Origin of the sequence: Winogradskyella immobilis (assembly GCF_021887715.1) — a bacterium.
Classification (GTDB): Bacteria; Bacteroidota; Bacteroidia; order Flavobacteriales; family Flavobacteriaceae; genus Winogradskyella; species Winogradskyella immobilis.
In genome coordinates, this window is sequence record NZ_JAIQXX010000006.1 from 135,097 (window position 1) to 156,147 (window position 21,051).

General features: G+C 32.2%; 19 protein-coding genes and 1 tRNA gene. 12 read left to right on the forward strand and 8 right to left on the reverse strand.

Features of this window, described 5'->3' with window-relative positions; genetic code table 11:
* The first annotated feature begins 171 nt into the window (after positions 1 to 171).
* The 4 genes from K8Z87_RS06610 to K8Z87_RS06625 all read left to right on the forward strand — a co-directional run bounded on the left by K8Z87_RS06610 (position 172) and on the right by K8Z87_RS06625 (position 4,101).
* Positions 172 to 963: a DUF3108 domain-containing protein gene (locus K8Z87_RS06610; protein WP_227476693.1), complete on the forward strand. Its 792-nt coding sequence runs from the start codon at positions 172 to 174 to the stop codon at positions 961 to 963.
* Between the two features lie 5 nt (positions 964 to 968).
* Positions 969 to 1,298: an FUSC family protein gene (locus tag K8Z87_RS06615; protein WP_227476694.1), complete on the forward strand. Its 330-nt coding sequence runs from the start codon at positions 969 to 971 to the stop codon at positions 1,296 to 1,298.
* An 85-nt stretch (positions 1,299 to 1,383) separates the two neighbouring features.
* The gene (locus tag K8Z87_RS06620; protein WP_227476695.1) at positions 1,384 to 2,418 is read left to right on the forward strand and encodes a M28 family metallopeptidase; all 1,035 of its coding nucleotides are present in this window, start codon (positions 1,384 to 1,386) and stop codon (positions 2,416 to 2,418) included.
* Between the two features lie 126 nt (positions 2,419 to 2,544).
* On the forward strand, positions 2,545 to 4,101 hold the full coding sequence (locus tag K8Z87_RS06625; protein WP_227476696.1) for a M28 family peptidase: 1,557 nt from the start codon (positions 2,545 to 2,547) through the stop codon (positions 4,099 to 4,101).
* 41 nt (positions 4,102 to 4,142) lie between these two features.
* Here K8Z87_RS06625 and K8Z87_RS14010 read toward each other — a convergent pair whose 3' ends face one another.
* The 4 genes from K8Z87_RS14010 to K8Z87_RS06640 all read right to left on the reverse strand — a co-directional run bounded on the left by K8Z87_RS14010 (position 4,143) and on the right by K8Z87_RS06640 (position 6,622).
* Positions 4,143 to 4,415, reverse strand: coding sequence for a GIY-YIG nuclease family protein (locus K8Z87_RS14010; RefSeq protein ID WP_227476697.1), 273 nt, complete (start codon positions 4,413 to 4,415; stop codon positions 4,143 to 4,145).
* Positions 4,416 to 4,525: 110 nt separating this feature from the next.
* A tRNA-His gene (locus K8Z87_RS06630) sits at positions 4,526 to 4,602 on the reverse strand.
* A 61-nt stretch (positions 4,603 to 4,663) separates the two neighbouring features.
* Entirely contained in the window at positions 4,664 to 5,383 is a 720-nt protein-coding gene (bshB1, locus tag K8Z87_RS06635) for a bacillithiol biosynthesis deacetylase BshB1 (protein WP_227476698.1), read from the reverse strand.
* A 66-nt stretch (positions 5,384 to 5,449) separates the two neighbouring features.
* Entirely contained in the window at positions 5,450 to 6,622 is a 1,173-nt protein-coding gene (locus K8Z87_RS06640) for a trans-sulfuration enzyme family protein (protein ID WP_227476699.1), read from the reverse strand.
* A 24-nt stretch (positions 6,623 to 6,646) separates the two neighbouring features.
* On the opposite strand from K8Z87_RS06640, the gene K8Z87_RS06645 reads away from it, so the two are divergent.
* Positions 6,647 to 6,805: a hypothetical protein gene (locus tag K8Z87_RS06645; RefSeq protein WP_227476700.1), complete on the forward strand. Its 159-nt coding sequence runs from the start codon at positions 6,647 to 6,649 to the stop codon at positions 6,803 to 6,805.
* Positions 6,806 to 6,953: 148 nt separating this feature from the next.
* Here K8Z87_RS06645 and K8Z87_RS06650 read toward each other — a convergent pair whose 3' ends face one another.
* The 3 genes from K8Z87_RS06650 to K8Z87_RS06660 form a co-directional block, all read right to left on the reverse strand.
* Positions 6,954 to 10,235, reverse strand: a complete 3,282-nt coding sequence (locus tag K8Z87_RS06650; RefSeq protein ID WP_227476701.1) for a cytochrome c biogenesis protein CcsA — start codon at positions 10,233 to 10,235, stop codon at positions 6,954 to 6,956.
* Positions 10,236 to 10,349: 114 nt separating this feature from the next.
* A complete protein-coding gene (mscL, locus tag K8Z87_RS06655; protein ID WP_227476702.1) occupies positions 10,350 to 10,799 on the reverse strand; it encodes a large conductance mechanosensitive channel protein MscL in 450 nt (149 codons plus the stop codon).
* A 53-nt stretch (positions 10,800 to 10,852) separates the two neighbouring features.
* Positions 10,853 to 11,242, reverse strand: a complete 390-nt coding sequence (locus K8Z87_RS06660; protein WP_227476703.1) for a group III truncated hemoglobin — start codon at positions 11,240 to 11,242, stop codon at positions 10,853 to 10,855.
* A gap of 92 nt (positions 11,243 to 11,334) precedes the next feature.
* On the opposite strand from K8Z87_RS06660, the gene K8Z87_RS06665 reads away from it, so the two are divergent.
* The 7 genes from K8Z87_RS06665 to K8Z87_RS06695 all read left to right on the forward strand — a co-directional run bounded on the left by K8Z87_RS06665 (position 11,335) and on the right by K8Z87_RS06695 (position 20,004).
* Positions 11,335 to 12,120, forward strand: coding sequence for a Rossmann-like and DUF2520 domain-containing protein (locus K8Z87_RS06665; RefSeq protein ID WP_227476704.1), 786 nt, complete (start codon positions 11,335 to 11,337; stop codon positions 12,118 to 12,120).
* An 8-nt stretch (positions 12,121 to 12,128) separates the two neighbouring features.
* Complete coding sequence (locus K8Z87_RS06670; RefSeq protein ID WP_227476705.1) at positions 12,129 to 12,662, forward strand: KdsC family phosphatase; 534 nt, start codon at positions 12,129 to 12,131, stop codon at positions 12,660 to 12,662.
* A 304-nt stretch (positions 12,663 to 12,966) separates the two neighbouring features.
* Positions 12,967 to 13,893, forward strand: coding sequence for a geranylgeranylglycerol-phosphate geranylgeranyltransferase (locus K8Z87_RS06675; protein ID WP_227476706.1), 927 nt, complete (start codon positions 12,967 to 12,969; stop codon positions 13,891 to 13,893).
* Positions 13,893 to 14,486 carry a Maf family nucleotide pyrophosphatase gene (locus K8Z87_RS06680; RefSeq protein WP_227476707.1) on the forward strand — a complete coding sequence of 198 codons (594 nt, stop codon included), beginning with the start codon at positions 13,893 to 13,895 and terminating at the stop codon, positions 14,484 to 14,486. The genes K8Z87_RS06675 and K8Z87_RS06680 overlap by 1 nt, the downstream gene beginning before the upstream one ends.
* Before the next feature lie 27 nt (positions 14,487 to 14,513).
* Positions 14,514 to 15,458: a septum formation inhibitor Maf gene (locus K8Z87_RS06685; protein ID WP_227476708.1), complete on the forward strand. Its 945-nt coding sequence runs from the start codon at positions 14,514 to 14,516 to the stop codon at positions 15,456 to 15,458.
* Between the two features lie 105 nt (positions 15,459 to 15,563).
* Complete coding sequence (locus K8Z87_RS06690; RefSeq protein ID WP_227476709.1) at positions 15,564 to 18,092, forward strand: PIG-L family deacetylase; 2,529 nt, start codon at positions 15,564 to 15,566, stop codon at positions 18,090 to 18,092.
* A 115-nt stretch (positions 18,093 to 18,207) separates the two neighbouring features.
* On the forward strand, positions 18,208 to 20,004 hold the full coding sequence (locus K8Z87_RS06695) for a sodium:solute symporter family protein (protein ID WP_227476710.1): 1,797 nt from the start codon (positions 18,208 to 18,210) through the stop codon (positions 20,002 to 20,004).
* A gap of 60 nt (positions 20,005 to 20,064) precedes the next feature.
* On the opposite strand, the gene K8Z87_RS06700 is transcribed toward K8Z87_RS06695, so the two are convergent.
* Positions 20,065 to 20,913, reverse strand: a complete 849-nt coding sequence (locus K8Z87_RS06700) for a DUF2911 domain-containing protein (RefSeq protein WP_227476711.1) — start codon at positions 20,911 to 20,913, stop codon at positions 20,065 to 20,067.
* Positions 20,914 to 21,051 lie beyond the last annotated feature (138 nt).

Consider the following 21,051-nt stretch of genomic DNA (forward strand, 5'->3'; position numbering starts at 1 on the left):
AGGTCGCCCCTGAATGCGGGTGCAAATATAAAATCCTTTTCGCTTTAGCCAAAGCTTTTTTCTAATTTTTTAGTATTAGTTTTTCTTTAAAAAATTGCTTGCTTTTATTAAGGATTGTATTTTCGGCACAATAAATGATTAATTAATCGTTATTAACAAAACATGCAATCAATGAAACAAAGTATATTTTTTATTGTATTACTTTTTAGTATCTCTATCAACTCTCAAAATAAAACAATAGCACCTGGAGAGAAACTAGTATTTACAGCGTCTTACAACATTTCAGGACTATTAACCGATATTGCAAAAGTAACTATGGAAACCAGTGAAGTAAAGACTTCTAAAAGTACTTTAATGCGTCTTAAATGCTCAGCTGCTACATTTAGTAGTTTTGATGGTTTTTTTAAAGTTAGAGATCTTTATGAAAGTTATGTAAGTCCAAAAACACTAACTCCATATTTATATAAAAGAGATATTGATGAAGGTGGCTATTATAAATTTATGCAATACACATATAGCCCAAAATCTAAAACCGTTAAAAGCCTAAAACGCAAAAAAAATAGTAAAGGAGAATTTTGGGAAGAAAAAAACACTCTAAATATTGGAGGTTCAACTAAAGATATTGTAGCTACACTTTATAATATTAGAAACCTAGATATCGATAAGGCTTCGCCTGGAGACACTCAAAAATTCACAGTGCTTTTTGATAATGAAGAAACAACTATTTCATTAAAATATATTGGAAAAGAAAGCATTTCTACAAAGTTAGGAAGAAAAGAATGCTATAAATTAGCAGTATCTGTAAATAAATCCATTAAAGGTTCTAATGCATTAAAAGACAGTAATTCTAACCTATTATGGTTAACCGCAGATGCTAATAAAATTCCTGTTTTAGCAAAATTTAAAATCCCTGTTGGTAATGGTGAGCTAAAAATTGCATCTGCTTCCGGATTAAAACATTAAGCATTATGAAAAAACTGATTATTATTCTAGGTTTTATTTCTGCTATTATTTCAGTGATTTTAGCGGTAACACCTTTGTTTAGACTCGCTATATTTCCTATTATTATTGCACTTGTCTGTGGTGGCGCGCTCTTTTATTTATCGAAAAAACAAGGTTCAAAAACAAAAATCACCCAATACCTTTTTTTACTAGTTATCATTTCATTATCGGTTACTGTATATAAAGTTATTTTTACGACAGCTGAAGTTGGGGATATTGAAGAATTAGAACAACGCGAAGAAAAGTCTGAAGAAGACTCCATTGAGCTTTTAGAAGGCTTAGAAATTGATGAGTAATTGTTTAAAAGACAAAACTTTAATTTTAAAGTTTGTAATTTCTTACATTATTTAATTTACTTTTGTTTTCGGAAAAAATGACTTCATGAAATTTTATATTGCTTCTGCTCTACTCCTTGTTGGCTCTTGTGCTACAATTCGTCATAGCGAAAAAGTGAAAAACCTTAAAGAATCTATAGTTTTTGAAGATAAAGCCGTTGTAAAAACTTACATGAATACTATTACTACCGATGATCTAAAAACGCATGTATACGAAATTGCTTCAGATAAATATAATGGCCGTATGACTGGCGAAGAAGGTCATAACCAAGTCTGTGATTATATTAGGTCTAATTATAAATCTTATAATTTAAAAGCACCTAAATCGTATTCTAATTATTATCAAACCATTTCTAAATCCGAATTACCTGAAGATGTAAAAGCAGATTCTCAAAACATAATAGCCTATATAGAAGGTGCTGAGTTTCCGGATGAATACATAATTATATCTGCACATTCTGATCATGAAGGTGTTATTGATGGTGAAATACATTACGGTGCAGATGATAATGCTTCTGGCACAGCTGCGTTACTAGAAATGGCTGAAGCTTTTGGTAAAGCTGCGGCTAATGGATATCGACCAAAACGAAGTGTGGTATTTTTAAATGTTACTGCTGAAGAGGTTGGTTTAGTTGGGTCGTATTACTATACTAAAAACCCCGTATTTCCTATAGAAAATACCGTAGCCAATCTTAATACTGATATGATTGGACGAGTCGATAAAAAGCATATAGATAATGAAAATTATATTTACCTTATAGGCTCTAATCGTATAAGTACTGAGCTCGATTTTGTTACTAATGCAGCTAACGATGCATTTACAAATCTAGAACTTGATTATACGTATAATGCAGAAAATGATGTTAACAGCTACTACACTCGCTCTGACCATTACAACTTTGCATTACAAGGCATACCTGTAGTGTTTTTCTTTAATGGTGAGCATGAAGATTATCATAAATCAACGGATACAGCAGACAAAATTAACTTTCCTTTATTAAAGAAACGTACCGATTTAATTTTTGCTACCGCTTGGTATATTGCCAATGCAGAAAAGACCATGAGCAACGAAATTCTTTGATGTTAAATTCTGTTAAAGCATAAGTTTTAAGCATTTAAATCTTTATTATTTTCCGTACTTTTAAGCCTTTAAAAGAAACACATTATTTTGTGTTCTTCCATCATCTAAACTTAATTTTAATTAATAATGAAAAGATTATTACCTATTTTGGGGATTGCAGTGCTTGTATTTGGCTGTGGTGCTTCAAAAAAAGATGCTCCTAAAGCAGATTCTGCAGATTACGCAAGTTCTATTACTTCAGACGAATTAAAAGAGCTACTTTACAAATATGCCTCTGATGAATTTGAAGGCAGAGAAACTGGCGAAAAAGGTCAGAAATTAGCTGTAGAATACCTAAAGTCTAAATACCAAGCAATGGGTATTTCATCTCCTATTTCTAAAGATGATTACTTCCAAGAAGTACCATTAGAAAAACAAAAAATTTCAGAAGCTAAAATTAGTGTCAACGGAACGTCTTTTAAAAGTTTTGAAGATCATATTGTTTTAAGAATTTCTGAAAACTTAAATATATCGGATAGCGATGTTATATATGCTGGTTATGGTATAGATGATGAGAACTACTCGGATTATAATAACATCGATGTAACAGGAAAAATTGTTTTAATTAAAGCTGGCGAGCCAAAAGATGCTTCTGGCAACTATATTACTTCTGGAAAAACCGATGCTACAAAATGGACTAACGGACGCCAATCCATAGCTTCTAAAAGAGATGCTGCAGAAAAAAGAGGAGCATCTTTAGTAATGCTTATGGATAATAGTTTATTTGGTCGTTATGCACAATTCTACAAAAGACGTGCAGAAGCAGGTACTCCTAGCGGGTTATCTATTAAAAGTAATGAAAAAGGCATCTCTATGCTAATGATTAATGAAGCTTTAGGAAAAACTATGCATGCATCTTTAATGGATGATGATAAGCCTAAAACCTTAAACGCTAAATTTAATTTAACAGCGGAGAACAAAACTGAATCTGTAACCTCTGAAAATGTTGTTGCTTTTATAAAAGGTTCTGAAAAACCAGATGAAATAGTTGTTATTTCTGCGCACTTAGACCACGAAGGGATTAAAGATGGTGAAATTTACAATGGAGCTGATGACGATGGCTCTGGTACTGTAGCAGTATTAGAAATTGCTCAAGCTTTTAAACTGGCAGAAAAAGCAGGTCATGGTCCAAAACGTTCTATCTTATTTTTACACGTAACAGGTGAAGAAAAAGGGCTTTTAGGATCTAAATATTACGCTGATGAAGACCCTATATTACCACTAAAAAATACGGTTGTAGATTTAAATATTGATATGATTGGACGTATTGACCCTAAGCGTAAAAGTGACAATCGCAACTATGTATATTTAATTGGTTCTGATAAATTAAGTACTGAGCTACACAATATCTCTGAAGCTGCTAATTCTAAGTATATGAATATGGAATTAGATTATACATATAATGACGAGAATCATCCGGATCGTATTTATTACAGATCTGACCATTGGAGTTTTGCAAAAAACGATATTCCTGTAATTTTCTATTTTAATGGTACACATGATGATTACCACAGACCAAGTGATACACCAGATAAAATTGAATACGATTTATTACAAGACAGAGCGCGTTTAGTCTTCCATACAGCATGGGAACTTGCCAATAGAGATCAACGTATTATAGCTGATAAAGCTAAAAAAGAATAGTAATTTTTATTTACTTATTATGCAAAACCTTTCTAACTTGGTTAGAAAGGTTTTTTCTTTTTTATATAAATGTTTTTTATAAAAATTTCTAAACGTTCTTTATTCAAATTTTTTAATTTTCTTTCTAAAATGATTGCTTCTAACCTATTAGGTTTTTCTATAACAAGTATCTTTATCCAAGGTTTTCCCGAAGATGTATATCCTGAATTAGATTCTGAATTATGCTCCTTTAGTCTCTTATTGAAATTATTGGTTATGCCTTTGTAATACTTTTTTCTTGACTCAGAATATATAATATAAACAAAACACCTCATGCTTAAATATAAGAAAACAAAAAAACCTGTCAATAATTAGACAGGTTTTTTTGAATTTTATGGTACAGATGCTATGATCTGCACCAAGATATTGACTATGTCAATCGTCTTGGGGTGGAAGACCGGGCTCGAACCGGCGACTTTCGGTACCACAAACCGACGCTCTAACCAACTGAGCTACAACCACCATTTTAATTAGGTGTGCAAATGTAAATTATTTCCTATTTTCCACAAAGTCTTTTCTAAACTTATTTTAAATCAAACAGACTATCTACAGCCGGATAACGCTCAACTGTAAAACCTTCAGCGTATTCTACACCAACTAAACGTCCTAAATCTTTTGCTCTATACTCGATACTCTCAGTGAAATTTTTGCTAGATATTGGTGTATCTGGCTCACCCTCATATTTAGGGTTAAAAAATTGAGTTTGATAAGCTCTTACAGAATCTAGTTTTTTATCAATAAAATCTGAAATATCAACTACAAAATCAGGCTCAACATTTTTCCATTGAATGGAATGATACACTTGTTTTGGCCTCCATGGAGCTTGATTTTCTCCATCTAATTCAGTTTCTATTTTTATAAGTCCACTTAAAAAACACGCATCACTTGCTAACTGGCTTCCTTTTGCATGATCTATATGCCGATCATCTATTGTATTACAGATAACAATCTCTGGTTGATATTGTCTTATTTTTTTAATCAAAGCCATTTGATGTATTTTATCATTAACAAAAAAACCATCTGCAAAACGCATATTTTCTCTTATTGTTAATCCTAAAATCTTAGCTGCAACAGCAGCTTCTTCATCTCTAATTTCTGCACTACCGCGAGTACCTAATTCGCCACGAGTTAAATCTATTACTCCTACTTTTTTGCCATTAGCAACTTCTTTTGCCACAGTGCCCGAACATGCCAATTCTACATCATCTGGATGCGCTGCTATGCATAAAATATCTAATTTCATTTGTTGTTTTTATTGTTGTTAATCCTAAAAAAATATTAGGTATGAGATAAAATGCTTTATTGGCATTTATACTGCCATTTCTTGCTTTTTAAGTAGCTTGTTTATTGTTTTATTTATATCTCTTTTTAAATCTTTCACTTCTTCTATACCTACAGAAAAACGTATTAATTGATCACTGATACCAACAGCTTGTCTTTCAGCTTCTGTTAATAATGCATGTGATGTTAAGTGCGGAGATATTACAGTACTTTCTATACCTGCTAGACTCATTGACGATTTTATAAGCTTTAAATTCTTTTGAAACTTATATGCGTCTAAATCTTTGGTCAATTCAAAAGACAGCATGGCTCCAAAACCATGCATTTGAGATTTTGCTAGTTGATGTTCTGGGTGTGTTTTTAATCCTGGATAATAAACCTTACTTATCTTAGGATGTTTCTCTAACCATTTTGCCAACTTCATTGCATTTTTAGTTTGTGTTTTAACACGCAATCCTAGTGTTTTCATACTACGCTCTAATAACCAAACCGTCATATCACTAAGACTGCCACCCAGATTTTTACCCACATTCCATATACGCTCCATATGTTCGCGTGTACTAGCTACTGCGCCAGCGCATATATCGCTATGACCGCCAAAATACTTGGTTGCAGAATGCATTACCATATCTATACCCAAATCTATTGGATTTTGATTAACAGGCGATGCAAATGTGTTATCTATAGAAGTTAATATTGATTTTGATTTCGCTAATTTAGAAATGCCTCTTATATCAGTAACAGTCATTAATGGATTTGAAGGCGTCTCTATATGAATAAGCTTTGTATTCGATTGAATAGCAGATTCAAAATCTTCAACGCTATAGCCATTAGTAAATGTGTACTCTATACCATACTTAGGAAATTCTTCTTGTATAAAATTTACAGTGCCACCATACAATGTATTCTGTACTACTAAATGATCTCCTTTTTGCAAAAACGCTAAGAACATTGTACTTATCGCTGCCATTCCTGAGCCAAATATCATTGCAGCTTCGGTATGCTCTAATGCTGCTATTTTTTTAGATAAATATTCTTGATTAGGTGTATTAAAGTAGCGTGGATAACGCTTTACATCTACATCTAAAAACTCATATGATGAACTTAAAAACATTGGAGATACCGCTCCTTTAAACTGTTTGTCTTTTATTTCACCGACATGAGTACATATAGTATTAAGTCCTTTTTTTTGCTTTGACATACGTGTATTATTTCTATGCATTAAATGTATAAAAAAGCAGGCAATATTATTTATACTTTAACAGATTTCCAATATCCTTTTTTAAACCAAAAAACTCCAATTAATGCAATTAATATCTGTGCTAGTGTTATAGCAATAAAAACACCTAATGACCCAAGATTAAATGTTAATGCCTTCAGGTAAGCTATTGGTAATGTAACTACTGATTCTATGTCCCCATAGTTACAACTGCATAACACTAACTTTTAATACGTAAAAGATGTCTACAAAAGCGATTTAAAATATTTAAAAAATAAAATTTGTAAGTCGTTGTTACTACAACATCTTGTATCTATTTCTTATAATACAAAAGATGCTTTCTATAAGCAAGAAATGCTAATATGGCTATAATACCTAATGTTATTGCTATAAACTGAAAACTTAATATTTGATCTCCAGTGGCATAAGAATGTAAACCTGATAAATAGAAATTAACTCCAAAGTAAGTCATTAATATACTACCAAAAGCTAATATAGACATTAGACTATAGAACCAACGACCACGAAGTCCAGGAATTAAGCGCATGTGGATGACAAATGCATAGATCATAATACTTATTAAAGCCCAAGTCTCTTTAGGATCCCAACCCCAATAGCGACCCCAACTTTCATTGGCCCACATACCTCCTAAGAAGTTTCCGATAGTTAACATCACTAAACCAACCGTTAAAGCCAACTCATTAATAATAGTAATCTCTTTAATATTAAGAAGCATTCGTTCTTTATTAGAGGAATTGGTTAATATCATAAGTAATAATGCTACAACCCCTAAAATCATTCCTAAAGCTAAAGGCCCATAACTACCAACAATCACTGAGACATGAATCATTAACCAATAGCCTTGTAATACAGGTTGTAGATTTGCTATTGCAGGATCCATCCAGTTCCAATGCGCTATCATTAAAATCATTGAAGTCACAAAAGCAGCTGCCGCTACAGTTAAATCTGAAGATTTTTGTTTAAACAAGCCGTAAAAAGGAATTATAAACGTGATCTTAGAACGTGTATCTTTGCCTTCTACTACTTTGTCTCTATTTCTATTGTAAGCCAAAAGCAAACCAAATAGCATTAATGACCAAGCCACGTATATCATAGACTCATAGGCGTCACTCCAAGGTGCATGACCAGAAATATACCAACGCACTATTAAGCCAGCTGTATGAAATAAAAATAATAGTACAATTACACCAACGAGTATTTTAATTGCACTTACTATATGTTTACTTCTGTATTTAAAAATCTGTATAATAATCAACACAAACAAGACTGTTGATGCATACATATACCAACTAAATAATTTCTTGAAAATATCGTATTTATTATAAGTGATTTCAGTTTGAATTTTCTTTTTTGATAATACGACATTAGCTCCATATTTTTCTTGAGTTTGACGAATACCATCTAATAAGGATTCTGCAGAAGAAAAATCTCCATTCTTTTTAGCTAGATTTAAAACCTGAAAATAGGCATTTAAGCCATTGTTTATAAAGTTACCGTATAATGAGTCTTTAATGCTCGCCCGATAATTATCTTTTCTAAAATCATACGATGAAATCCACTTATTATTCTCATCATCTGGAATTGGAAAAACACGTAAAGGTTCTCCGTCGATAAGGCTTAATATTAAATTAACCCTATTATGCGTCTCTTTAAATTCTTTTTGTATACCGCTAGGTATAGTAGCACTATAAGCATCTTCTAAATAAGGAGCAATTTTGTATTCTCCGCGATCTGTAAAGAAATCTACAAAACGAATATACTTTTCTGACTTATCGACACCAATGATATTACGTATAGAATCACCTTTCTTTAAAGCAAGATAAATTAGTGGAAGATTAGCCCACAACTGCGGACTTGATTGCATAGAAAGTAATACTTGATTGGCGTCATAATCTCCATAGGTTTCTCGTTTAGTTAACTTACGTAAAACTTCTGAAGCGAAGGTGTTCATTGGCATCATACGTCCACTAATATCTTGCACTACCACTTCTCCAAACTTATCTGCGTGCTCTTTTGGTGTAATATTGACTTCTAAAATAGAATCTATCTGAGCTTGGGTTAACTCAGAAGTATGATTAAGTGCGCTAGGTTGAGATTGTTGTGCAAAACTCCCAAAACTTATTAGTAGTAGAATCGTTGATAGTAATTTTGCCTTCTTAGTCTTTAGTTTAGTAAGCTGTTTTCGTAAATCGTCAAAACGCGTATGCTTAGCAAACATTATAGCCATTAGTCCAAAGTATAATAACAAATATCCAAAATAGGTAATGTAAGTGCCCCACATGTCGTGGTTTACCGAAAGTATGGTTCCTTTTTCATCAGGGTCAAACTTAAATTGAAAAAAACGATAACCATGATGGTCTAATACATTATTCATATAGATTCTTGTATCAAAAGGATCGGTGCTTCTATCCATAACTGTTACACGACTTTCAAAAGAAGAATAACTATTTTCTGTACCTGCATAACGTTCGGCTATAAAATCATTAAGTTTTATTTGAAACGGTAATTGTATAATTTTTGCTCCATACGTTAATGCAACCTCAAGACCTCCTACTTCAACTTCTTCAAAACCATTATAACTTCCTGGTCCACCTATAAGGTTTAATGTTTTTGTTTCTCCGTTTGCCGTAACATCTATTACCAATCCGTCTTCATCACCTTTTAATATTTCAGGTTTTTTTACAATACCAAAATCGCCTTTAACTACAGGTTTAGGAAAAACCATTTGCATGTTTTGTATAATATAACGAGACCGCAATGCTAAAGGCTGTAAACTATCTTTTATTAACTTGCCTTGTGCTTGAGTGGCCATCGTTAGATAGTCTCCTTCAAAAGGAGAATTTATAAATAAACCATCTTCGTTATTTATAATGTTAATAGCTCCATCTATATGCTTATTTAAAGTAATAAGGATATTATGAATATTTTGTTCTTCACCATCTTTAATAAAATGGTTATGAGGTTGACCATTGCCCGCTTCAACGATTTTTAAATAAGCTTCACCTGTATCGTTAGGTATAATATCTTTTTCTGCCCCAGGTACAAACTCCCGCAATTTTATTCGCACAGGAATCTCTCCATAGGTGTAATCTTCTTGAAATCTATTAGTCAATCGTGGAGAGAAATCAACTTCTTCTTCTATGTTATATTGTTGTAATTGCCCTTTGACTTTGTAATCTCCAAGAATACGGCCTTTTATATATGTTTTATAAGAAAGCATCGTGCTTTCTGTAGCTCCTTCTCTAATAGACATTACACCTTCATAACCAATATAACGTGTAACAAATGCACCTAATAAAATAAATATAAATGCCAAATGAAGCGTTAACGTTGCCCACTTTTCTTTACGAAATAATCGAAATCTAAAAATATTTCCTACAAAATTAATTACAAAAAACACCATAATAGCTTCAAACCACCACGCGTTATAAATTAAATTTCTAGTATAAGGAGTTGGAGAAGTATCCATATTTCTGTCGAGAAGTGTTCCTGTAGCCATAGCGGCGGCAAAAACAATAAATAATACGGCAGTAAGTCGAGTAGAAAACAGGAAATTAGCAATTTTCTTTTGCATAGCAGGAGGCTTATTTTATAGCGCGTCAAAGATAAGGCTTTTTAAACATTTTTAATATCAAAACTCTAGCTTAAAAGTTGTTAAACTTTGAATACGGATTAACGCTAAAGGCAACTAATTATTCAAGTTAGATTTTAGTAAATTATTCTGCTCTTCCATTAAGCTTTTGAGATCTGAAAGCAGTTGAATATCTTTTGGTGTTGCTACAGTTTTATCTTCTGTATCTTGAGCTTTACGTTTTAATCGATTCATGAATTTTACAACAACAAAAATGGTAAACCCTATGATTAAAAAGTCGAAAAACACTTCTAATAATGCACCATAAGCTACAGCAACTTCTTCAATAGATACAATTCCTGAAGCATCTACTACTTCATCTCTCAGTATTAATTTTTGATTTTGAAACGTGTCTTTACCCGTTAATAATGACAATGGCGGCAATATTACCTGTTTAGCTAAGACATCTATAACTTTGTTAAATGCAGCACCAATAATAATACCTATGGCCATATCTATCATATTACCTTTTACTGCGAATTCTTTAAATTCTTTGAGTAGTTTCATGTGTTTTGGTTTTGGTTTGAAAAACACAAATTTATAAAGAACCTCGACAAACCCTATTTATTTCTAGCCTCAAAAATCTTTAAATATAAAAATGTACCCATTTTACGAGCGCGCCGTTTTGCATTTTCTGCATAATCTCCTTCAAACAATTCTTCTATAGTTTGATACCATAGATTTAACCAAATACCAAAATGCAATTCTGTAATGCTATTATTATGTGCAACATCAACTCTAGCATGTACTTCTAGAGGATTGCCAGTATATTTTGTTTTTAAAAATAAACTCGATTCCCAAAACGTGGTTAAATGCTGTAAATGCGTATCCCAATCTTTAATTGTATCATTAAAAAAAGGACCAAGAACCTCATTATCGCGAACTTTAGCATAAAACGAAGACACTAATAAAAACACATGATCTCTGGTTTTAATATCTTTCTTTTTCATGTCCCTAAAGATATAATTTTAAAATCTTGTATTGTGTTATTTTAGATGACCTTCTATTTTTCTTGTGGCACATTTCTTAGTATTTTAGCATTATGATTTCTATCGTTTTACTAGGTGCAGGTAATGTAGCTTCTCATTTATACAAGGCTTTTTCTAAAGCCAAATCTATAACGGTTACGCAATGGTATAATCGATCTTTTGATGCGATTAAATCTTACCAAAACGAAACTGAAGTTATCGATAGTTTAGATAAACTCAAAGAAGCAGATATTTATATTTTAGCGGTCAGTGATGATAGCATTTCTAAATTATCTAAAATGTTACCTTTCTCTGATAAATTTGTTGTACATACTTCTGGAAGTGTCAATATTCACGATTTAGATAAGAGAAACAAACGTGGTGTATTTTATCCATTACAGACCTTCTCTAAAACTGCTGAAATTGATTTTAGTAATGTGCCAATATGTATTGAAGCTGAAGAACGTGAACACCGTTCTATTTTAAAATCCGCAGCAGAAGCTATCGGCAGTCCTGTATATAAAATTAATACCGAACAACGCCAAATCTTACATTTATCTGCTGTTTTTGTAAATAACTTCACTAATCAGTTGTATAGAATTGCCCATGAAATTAGTGATGCAAAAAATATTAATTTTGATATATTAAAACCTCTTATTTTAGAAACGGCAAAAAAAGTGGAAGATATGTCACCATATTTGGCGCAAACAGGACCTGCAAAACGCAATGACAAAAAAACATTGAAGCGACATTTAAAACAATTAGAAAACGACCAACACAAGGCTATATACGAGCTATTAACTGCTTCTATTAAACAAACACATGGTGTTTCGACAAGCTCAACAACCAGAAAATCTTAAATTTATAGATGAAAGATAATAAAAGTTATAAAGAATACCTTAACGCTATAACAACACTAGTTTTTGATGTTGATGGAGTACTTACTGATAGTACTATTACAGTAACTACTGACGGAGAAATGCTACGAACCATGAATATAAAAGATGGTTTTGCGCTTAAAACTGCTGTAGATGCTGGTTATAATGTTTGTATTATTTCTGGCGGCTCTAATGAAGGTGTTCGCAAGCGTTTAAGCGGATTAGGGATTAAAGATATTTACTTAGGATCTCACAATAAAATTGAACAGCTTAATGATTACTTCAATAAAAAAGAAATCTCAAAAGAACAAACCTTATATATGGGAGATGATATACCTGACTTTCCTGTTATGCAACTAGTTGCGCTACCATGTTGCCCTCAAGATGCTGTGCCAGAAATTAAAGCGATTTCTAAATACATTTCGCATAAAAATGGTGGTAAAGGCGCTGTTAGAGATGTTATAGAGCAAGTTTTAAAAGTGCAAGGCAAATGGAATGGTAATTTTGACGCTAAATACGATTAATTATTAGAAAACGACGTCGGCATAGTACAGGGTTTGGATATATTGGATTTGGAAATAATCAAAGTAATTTCAATCAAAATTCTAAACATACATTTTCAAAAAATAGAGAACGATTAAACAAACAAACTCAGCTTAATTATAAACTTGACTTTAATAGTTCTGATTTAACTCAAGAAGAAAAGCAGAAAATCAAAAGAGATATTCGTAAAGATAGACGTGCTAAGAACATGGAAGCTATTTACATAACTTTAGTTGCTTTTATAATACTTCTCTTTTTTACATATTTAATAATCAAATAACCTCAATGCACTTTTTAAATCTTATTCGTTGGAAAAACCTAGTGCTTATAGCATTAGTACAATGTCTAATTAAATATGCACTTCTCAATCCTTTTCAAGATAGTTATGGTGTACAAACCACATTACAGCCTTTAGGGTTTTTAGTTCTAGTATTAGCCACACTATGTATTGCAGCTGCTGGATATATTATTAATGACATACAAGATGTTGAAGCTGATAAAATAAATAAGCCTGACCGTGTTATTATTGATACTTATATTTCCGAAAAACTAGCCACTAACCTATTCATTGTTCTTAATGTCATTGGTGTTGTACTTGGTTATATTTTATCCTACTCAGTTGAGCAAACCAACTTTTTTGCCATTTTTATTATTGTATCAGGATTATTGTACATCTACTCTACCTACTTAAAATCTATACTTTTAGTTGGCAATATTGTTATTTCCTTAATCGTAGCTTTAAGTATAATTATTGTTGGTGTTTTTGATATATTACCTGTTATTTCGGATAACAACAGAGATATTCAAGTGTTCTTTTTTAAACTTATTTTAGATTATGCGGTATTTGCTTTTATGATTAATTTACTTCGCGAATTGATTAAAAGTATTGAAGACGTTGATGGAGATTATAAAATAGGCGTGCAAAGTTTACCTATTATTTTAGGAAGAGAACGTGCTAATAAAATTGTATTTATACTATCCGTTATTCCTATTATTTGTATTATTTTTTATGTCGTCAATAACCTATTTAAGCAATTAGTTGCTGTCGGCTATTTTTTAATTTTTGTAATTGCACCATTAATTTATGTTACCATAAAATTATATACCGCAGAAAGTAAAAAGGACTACCATTTTACAAGCTCAATTTTAAAATTTGTAATGCTTACAGGTATGTTATCCATATTATTATATCAATTTATTCTTCTTAATTAATGCTAAACGATTTATTAAAAGAATACCATTTAATTTTAGCTTCGGGCTCGCCAAGACGGCATGAGTTTTTTAAAATGCTAGGTTTAAATTTTGAAATACGTTTAAAACCTGTAGAAGAGATTTACCCTAATGAATTAACAAAATCAGAAATCACAGATTATTTAGCGCAACTTAAAGCGCAATCTTTACGTAATGATTTAAAGCCTAAAGATATATTAGTAACAAGTGACACTATTGTTTGGCACAATAACAAAGCGATTGGTAAACCTAAAAATGAGCAAGATGCGTTTAATATGATTATGGGACTCAGTAATGACACGCATTTAGTTATTAGTTCTGTAACATTTACGACAATACAACAACAAATTACAATTAACACTACGACTAAAGTTACCTTTACAGCACTTACCGAAGAAGAAGTTTGGTATTATGTAAACACCTTTAAACCACTAGATAAAGCTGGTGCATATGGCATACAAGAATGGATTGGTGCTGTGGCAATTTCAAAAGTAGAAGGTTCTTACAACAACGTAGTTGGTTTGCCTACACACCTTCTTTACAAAACGTTAAAGCGTATTGTTGATGGTAAATAGGGTTGTAATTTTGTAAAAAATAATGTTATGTACCGTTCATTAAAACCATTAGTGCTATTTGTTTCTTTAATTGCTACTCTATTAGTGATTACCTCTTGCAATAATAAGATAGAAAACACTGAAACACCTGCTATTGCCATTGCTGAAATAGAAGCTCCAGACTTAAAACCTGCCCAACCATTATCTAAAGCATTTAACGATTATTGGTATGCTGGAGAAGCTGAAATTACATCATATGAGTTACAACAAGCGCGTTATGGTGAGATACGAAACGGCAAAGCGGTATTGGTATATGTAACTGAAGATTTTTTGCCTGAAGAACAAGTAAAAGCAGATACCTATAGTAAAAATAACACACCTGTACTAAAATTAAATGCGACTAAAAATTTCAATACAGGTGTTTATCCGTATTCTATAATGCAGAGCACATTTTATCCTGTTGCAAATAATGCACACGCCATAAAAATATCAGCTTCTATGCAAGAATGGTGTGGCCATGTGTACTCACAGTTAAATAATAGAGAGCAATTTGAAATTATGTCGCATTCGTATTTTCAAGGTCAAGCAGATGAAAATTTTAAAATCGATAAAGCCATTACAGAAAACCAACTATGGAATCAATTACGTATTGACCCAGAATCACTTCCTGTAGGAGATATAGAGTTAATTCCTTCCTTAGAATACATTCGTTTAAAGCATGTAAAACTTCAATCTTACAAAGCTAATGCTACTCTAGATAAAGGTGTATACACTTTGTTTTACCCTAAATTAAATCGTAAATTAAGTATTAACTTTAATACTAATTTTCCGCACGAAATTTTAGGCTGGGAAGAAACATTTAAAGATGGTTATGGTCGTAATGCAAAAAATTTAACCACTAAGGCCACTAAATTAGAAACTATTAAATCGGCATATTGGGGCAAGAATAGCAATGCTGACGAAAGCCTACGAGAAACTCTAAAATTGCAGTAAACATTTATGTTTTTTTGTTTATAAAAAACCGTTAAATAAAAATTAAAAACAAAGCCAAGCTACCTATCTTTTATATATTTGGGCAATAACCCAACTGTATATATTATGCGCCATTTTAAAGGCATGCTATTGCTCTTTTTGTGTACTATTATTTCTGTTCAAGCACAACAACCTAAAAAACTCAATTCATCTCAAATATTCGAATCTGTTCAAAAACTTAATGTTTTAGGTTCGGTAATGTACATTGCTGCACATCCTGATGATGAAAACACAAGACTAATCGCTTACATGGCTAACCATGTAAAAGCACGTACAGCTTATTTAGCGTTAACACGTGGCGATGGTGGTCAAAATCTTATTGGTCCAGAAATTCGTGAACTCTTAGGCATTATGCGTACGCAAGAATTATTAGCGGCTAGACGTGTTGATGGTGGTGAGCAACGTTTTACAAGAGCTAATGATTTTGGGTATTCTAAACACCCAGATGAAACTCTAGATATTTGGGATAAAGACAAAGTACTATCTGATGTTGTTTGGGCGATAAGAACTTTTAAACCCGATGTTATTATCAATCGTTTTGATCATAGAACTCCAGGTACTACGCATGGTCACCATACCAGTTCTGCTATATTGAGTCTTGAGGCCTTTGATTTAGTAAATGATGCTTCTAAATACAGCTCACAACTATCACTTACTGATACATGGCAACCAAAACGTTTATTTTTTAACACAGGACGTTTTTTCTTTAGAAATGAAGAAGATTTCAATAAAGCGAGTGAAAATTTAGTAAATTTTGATGTTGGTGTCTACTACCCATTAAAGGGGTTATCTAATAACGAAGTAGCATCTCTGGCAAGTAGTCAGCATTTATGCCAAGGGTTTGGGAGATTAACAACACGTGGATCTCAGAATGAATATTTAGAACTTTTAAAAGGTGATGCCTTAGGCAATAATCCTTCTGATGTATTTGAAGGTATTGATACCTCTTGGAATAGAATTGAAGGCGGACAAATTATTGGAGATATTTTAACTGAGGTCGAAGCTAATTTTAATTTTGCAGATCCATCGTCTCACCTACCACAATTATTAAGAGCATATAAAATGCTTCAAAATGTAAAGAATGAGCATTGGAAAACAATTAAAACTAAAGAATTAAAAGCTATCATTGAAGCTGTAACAGGTTTATATATCGAAGCTTCGGCTAATACACCAACAGCTGCAAATAATGAAGCCATTACACTACGTATTGAAGCGTTAAATCGTAGTAATGCTAGTATGCAATTAAGTTCTTACAATTTAACATCTATAGACAATGCTATATCTAAAAATATTGTACTAGAGCCTAATAAACGAGTTAATTTACAAGAAGGATTAACCATTCCTTCTAACATCAATCACACTTCAGCATATTGGCTAGATAAAAAAGGGACTTTAGGAACATATACAGTTGAAGACCAAGCTTTAATTGGCAAGCCAGAAACACCAAGAGCTATAACTATTACATTTAACCTTAATATTGAAGGAGTTCTTATTGCTTTTGAAAAACCTGTAGTGTATCGTTATTCTAAACCAGACAAAGGAGAACTATATAGACCTTTTGAAATTACTCCACCAGTCTCTGCAAGTCTAAAAGATAAGGTGTTCATTTTTGAAAACGACAAACAAAAAGACATTGAAGTTATTGTAAAAGCAGGTAAAGACAATGTAAATGGATTTGTTAAAATGGCGTATCCAAAAGATTGGTTAGTTTACCCAGAACAACAAAAAATAAATATTACCAATAAAGGAGATATACAAAAAGTTATTTTTACTGTAATACCTCCAAAAAATCAAAGTGAAGGCTTTATTTCCCCTATGGTAAATGTAGATGGAGAGTTTTATTCTAAAGAACTTATTGAAATCGATTACAGCCATATTCCTTTTCAAACTGTTTTATTACCAAGCGAAAGTAAAATTGTTCGTTTAGATATATCAAAACGCGGTAATAATATTGGTTATATTGAAGGTGCTGGTGATGTTGTTCCAGAAAGTTTAAGACAGATTGGTTATAATGTAACGATAATAAAGCCCGAGCAAATTTCTCCTGAAAATCTTAGCAAGTTTGATGCTATTGTTGTTGGTATTAGAGCTTATAATATTGTAGACGAATTAAAATTTAAGCAAAAACACCTTCTTAATTTTGTAAAAGAAGGTGGAAATCTAGTCATTCAATACAACACAAATAGAAGACTTAAAGTCGATAATCTTTCTCCTTTCCCATTACAACTGTCTAGAGATAGAGTTACTGACGAAAATGCCGAAATACGAATACTAAATCCACAACATCCACTTTTAAATTTTCCAAATAAAATTAGCGAAAAAGATTTTGAAGGTTGGGTACAAGAACGCGGTTTATATTTTCCTAATGAATGGTCGGATGAGTTTACACCATTATTAGCAGCAAATGATAAAGGAGAAACTTCAAAAGAAGGAAGTTTATTAATTGCTAAATATGGCAAAGGCAATTATATCTACACTGGATTAAGCTTTTTTAGAGAGTTCCCAGCTGGAGTTTCTGGTGCTTATCGATTATTTGCCAATATGCTTTCTGCAGGAAAAGAAAATATTAAACAAGGAACTAAACTAAACGATTAAATCATGGACCAAAATACTCCTCAAAAACAGCCTTGGCTAAAATCTTATACTTTAGTACTTGTCGCTAATATTGCTTATATCATTGTATTTTATCTAATAATGAAAGCATTTTAATATGACACTAGATTGGAGAGATTGGATTGTACTTATTGCTACACTTTTAGCTATTGTGGGTTACGGTACATGGAAAACTAGGAACAGTAGAACTGCTCAAGATTATATTAAAGGTGGTAATTCTACTAAATGGTGGACTATTGGCTTATCGGTTATGGCTACACAAGCTAGTGCTATAACATTTTTATCAACTACAGGACAAGCCTTTTCTGACGGTATGGGCTTTGTACAATTCTACTTTGGCTTACCAATAGCCATGGTTATTATTTGTTTGGTATTTATTCCGTTATACCACAGACTTAAAGTATATACGGCTTACGAGTTTTTAGAAAACAGGTTTGACCTAAAAACTAGAAGTTTGGCAGCTATTTTATTTTTAATACAACGTGGTCTTGCTGCTGGTATTACCATTTTTGCTCCTGCAATTATCCTTTCTATTGTTTTAGATATAAATATCATTTACCTTAATATTATAATTGGCGTATTAGTTATTATATATACCGTTTCTGGTGGTACAAAGGCAGTTACAGTAACTCAAAAGCAACAAATGTTTGTCATTTTTGCTGGGATGTTAGCTGCATTATTTATCATTTTAAATTTAATTCCTGAAGATGTTTCGTTTACAAAAGCACTAGATATTGCAGGTGCTAGCGGAAGAATGGAAGTTTTGGACTTTTCTTTTGATTTAGAAAACAGATATACGGTTTGGACAGGAATTATAGGTGGTACGTTTTTAATGCTTTCATATTTCGGGACAGATCAAAGCCAGGTTCAGCGCTACCTATCTGGTAAAAGCATGAAAGAAATGCAAATGGGTTTAATTTTTAATGGTTTATTAAAAGTACCTATGCAATTCTTTATTTTATTAGTAGGTGTTATGGTATTTGTGTTTTATCAATTTAATCCTGCACCTCTAAATTTTATTGATGCTTCTACGGAGACTGTTTTAGCTTCAGAATATGGTGAAGACTACAGAGCTCTTCAAGATAAACAAAACACACTTTTTCTACAAAAAAAAGAGCTTAGCATGAAGCTTGCTAAAACCGACGATGAATTAGTACGAAAGGAATTACAAGCATTAGATGATGTTGATAGAGCTAATCGATTAGAATCTAAATTCTTAATTAAAAAAGCCATAGATCCAGAATACACTTCGGAATACAATACGTTAAAAGCAGAAGTAGAACGTCTTAAAACGAATCCTGAAAGCGAAGCATATATAACAAAATCTGAAGAGTTAGAGGATCTATATAAAGATGCTGCTAAGGATACACAAACCAATGACAGAGATTATATGTTTATTAGGTTTGTACTCAACAATCTCCCTGTCGGCTTAATAGGCTTATTACTTGCCGTAATATTATCAGCTGCAATGTCTTCAACAGCATCAGAAATTAATGCCTTAGCTACAATTACATCAATTGATCTATATGGACGTAATTTAAAAGAAGAAAAGGGTGATACACATATGGTAACAGCCACTAAATGGTTTACTTTAGGTTGGGGTATCATTGCCATTATTATTGCATGTTTTGCCAACCTTGCTGAAAATCTTATACAACTTGTAAATATTATTGGCTCTATCTTTTATGGAAATGTACTTGGTATTTTCTTATTAGCATTCTTCTTTAAATATATAAAAGCAAATGCTGTATTTGTTGGTGCATTAATTACACAAGTTATTATAGTAATTGGTTGGTGGTTTGATTGGATGCCTTATTTATGGTTAAACCTTTTTGGTTGTGTACTGGTGATTATTATAGCTCATATACTTCAAATATTTAATAAAAATAAATAGTATAAAAAAAGCGCAATCTAAATTAGATTGCGCTTTTTAAATTTAATAATGTTTTAGCAATTACATTGCTCCCCATTCTTTAAGAGAATCTGTATTTAACTTTACATAATCTGAATTCCCTGCTGCTTTTGCACCTGCTAAAGAAGCTTTAGCTGCTTTTATAGCTCCTGCTTTATTACCCGCTTTAGCATGAATTAGAGATTGTTGTCTTAAGTACCAGAAACGCGGTTGGTCTTTAGTCATATCCACAGCTTTATCAATCCACGTTACCGCTTTATTAATATCTTTTCCTTGTTCTAAATAATATACAGCTGATGCATAAAAGTCATTAGCACTTGGTCCTGCCATAGCTCTATCTATAGAAGCCGATACAGCTTCATCTGTAGGGACTTCAAACTTAACACCTACATAAGTGTTTTCCCAAAGCATACCTAACACAGCAGAATCACTAGAAAGATCATCAAAAGTCATGGTATATGTTTCAATTTTCATAGGCATAGTATAAACTTCTGCTGAAGTTTTAGCAGCTATTTTACTGTCGTCCCATTGCTGCGGTAGTCCACCTCCATTAGCTTCTGTATAGAAATACACTTCCCAAGATTTTTCATTTGGTTTAGTATATACAGCATAAGATCCTGCTTTTAATGTTTGTCCGTCTACAGTAACATCTGTACTAAATGTAATTTTAGTTCTAGCATTAGCACCTGTTCTCCAAATAGCATCGTAAGGCACTAAATTACCAAAGATAGTTCTTCCTCGCATTCCTGGACGAGAATATTCTAAGCTAACATCTGTTAATCCTACTTTTTGTTCCACTTTACTAAAAGGACTAGGTTGTGGCGTTTCAATTTGTGCATTTACTGAAAACATAAGTGTTAAAGCAAATGCAAATAATACAAGTTTTTTCATTTTATTAGTGTTAAAATTAATTTTTATAGCGTGTGTAAATTTAAGGATTCAGTTAATTTATCTACGTTAACACTTTCTTAAAATGTTAATGAAATCTTAAAGCATCAGTATTGTATATTTGTAAAAAAAAAGAAATAG

Excerpts from the sequence above, each read along its gene's own strand:
- K8Z87_RS06610 (WP_227476693.1), top strand. The coding sequence starts at position 172 with ATGAAACAAAGTATATTTTTTATTGTATTACTTTTTAGTATCTCTATC.
- K8Z87_RS06615 (WP_227476694.1), top strand. The coding sequence starts at position 969 with ATGAAAAAACTGATTATTATTCTAGGTTTTATTTCTGCTATTATTTCA.
- K8Z87_RS06620 (WP_227476695.1), top strand. The coding sequence starts at position 1,384 with ATGAAATTTTATATTGCTTCTGCTCTACTCCTTGTTGGCTCTTGTGCT.
- K8Z87_RS06625 (WP_227476696.1), top strand. The coding sequence starts at position 2,545 with ATGAAAAGATTATTACCTATTTTGGGGATTGCAGTGCTTGTATTTGGC.
- K8Z87_RS14010 (WP_227476697.1), bottom strand. The coding sequence starts at position 4,415 with ATGAGGTGTTTTGTTTATATTATATATTCTGAGTCAAGAAAAAAGTAT.
- bshB1 (WP_227476698.1), bottom strand. The coding sequence starts at position 5,383 with ATGAAATTAGATATTTTATGCATAGCAGCGCATCCAGATGATGTAGAA.
- K8Z87_RS06640 (WP_227476699.1), bottom strand. The coding sequence starts at position 6,622 with ATGTCAAAGCAAAAAAAAGGACTTAATACTATATGTACTCATGTCGGT.
- K8Z87_RS06645 (WP_227476700.1), top strand. The coding sequence starts at position 6,647 with ATGTATAAAAAAGCAGGCAATATTATTTATACTTTAACAGATTTCCAA.
- K8Z87_RS06650 (WP_227476701.1), bottom strand. The coding sequence starts at position 10,235 with ATGCAAAAGAAAATTGCTAATTTCCTGTTTTCTACTCGACTTACTGCC.
- mscL (WP_227476702.1), bottom strand. The coding sequence starts at position 10,799 with ATGAAACTACTCAAAGAATTTAAAGAATTCGCAGTAAAAGGTAATATG.
- K8Z87_RS06660 (WP_227476703.1), bottom strand. The coding sequence starts at position 11,242 with ATGAAAAAGAAAGATATTAAAACCAGAGATCATGTGTTTTTATTAGTG.
- K8Z87_RS06665 (WP_227476704.1), top strand. The coding sequence starts at position 11,335 with ATGATTTCTATCGTTTTACTAGGTGCAGGTAATGTAGCTTCTCATTTA.
- K8Z87_RS06670 (WP_227476705.1), top strand. The coding sequence starts at position 12,129 with ATGAAAGATAATAAAAGTTATAAAGAATACCTTAACGCTATAACAACA.
- K8Z87_RS06675 (WP_227476706.1), top strand. The coding sequence starts at position 12,967 with ATGCACTTTTTAAATCTTATTCGTTGGAAAAACCTAGTGCTTATAGCA.
- K8Z87_RS06680 (WP_227476707.1), top strand. The coding sequence starts at position 13,893 with ATGCTAAACGATTTATTAAAAGAATACCATTTAATTTTAGCTTCGGGC.
- K8Z87_RS06685 (WP_227476708.1), top strand. The coding sequence starts at position 14,514 with ATGTACCGTTCATTAAAACCATTAGTGCTATTTGTTTCTTTAATTGCT.
- K8Z87_RS06690 (WP_227476709.1), top strand. The coding sequence starts at position 15,564 with ATGCGCCATTTTAAAGGCATGCTATTGCTCTTTTTGTGTACTATTATT.
- K8Z87_RS06695 (WP_227476710.1), top strand. The coding sequence starts at position 18,208 with ATGACACTAGATTGGAGAGATTGGATTGTACTTATTGCTACACTTTTA.
- K8Z87_RS06700 (WP_227476711.1), bottom strand. The coding sequence starts at position 20,913 with ATGAAAAAACTTGTATTATTTGCATTTGCTTTAACACTTATGTTTTCA.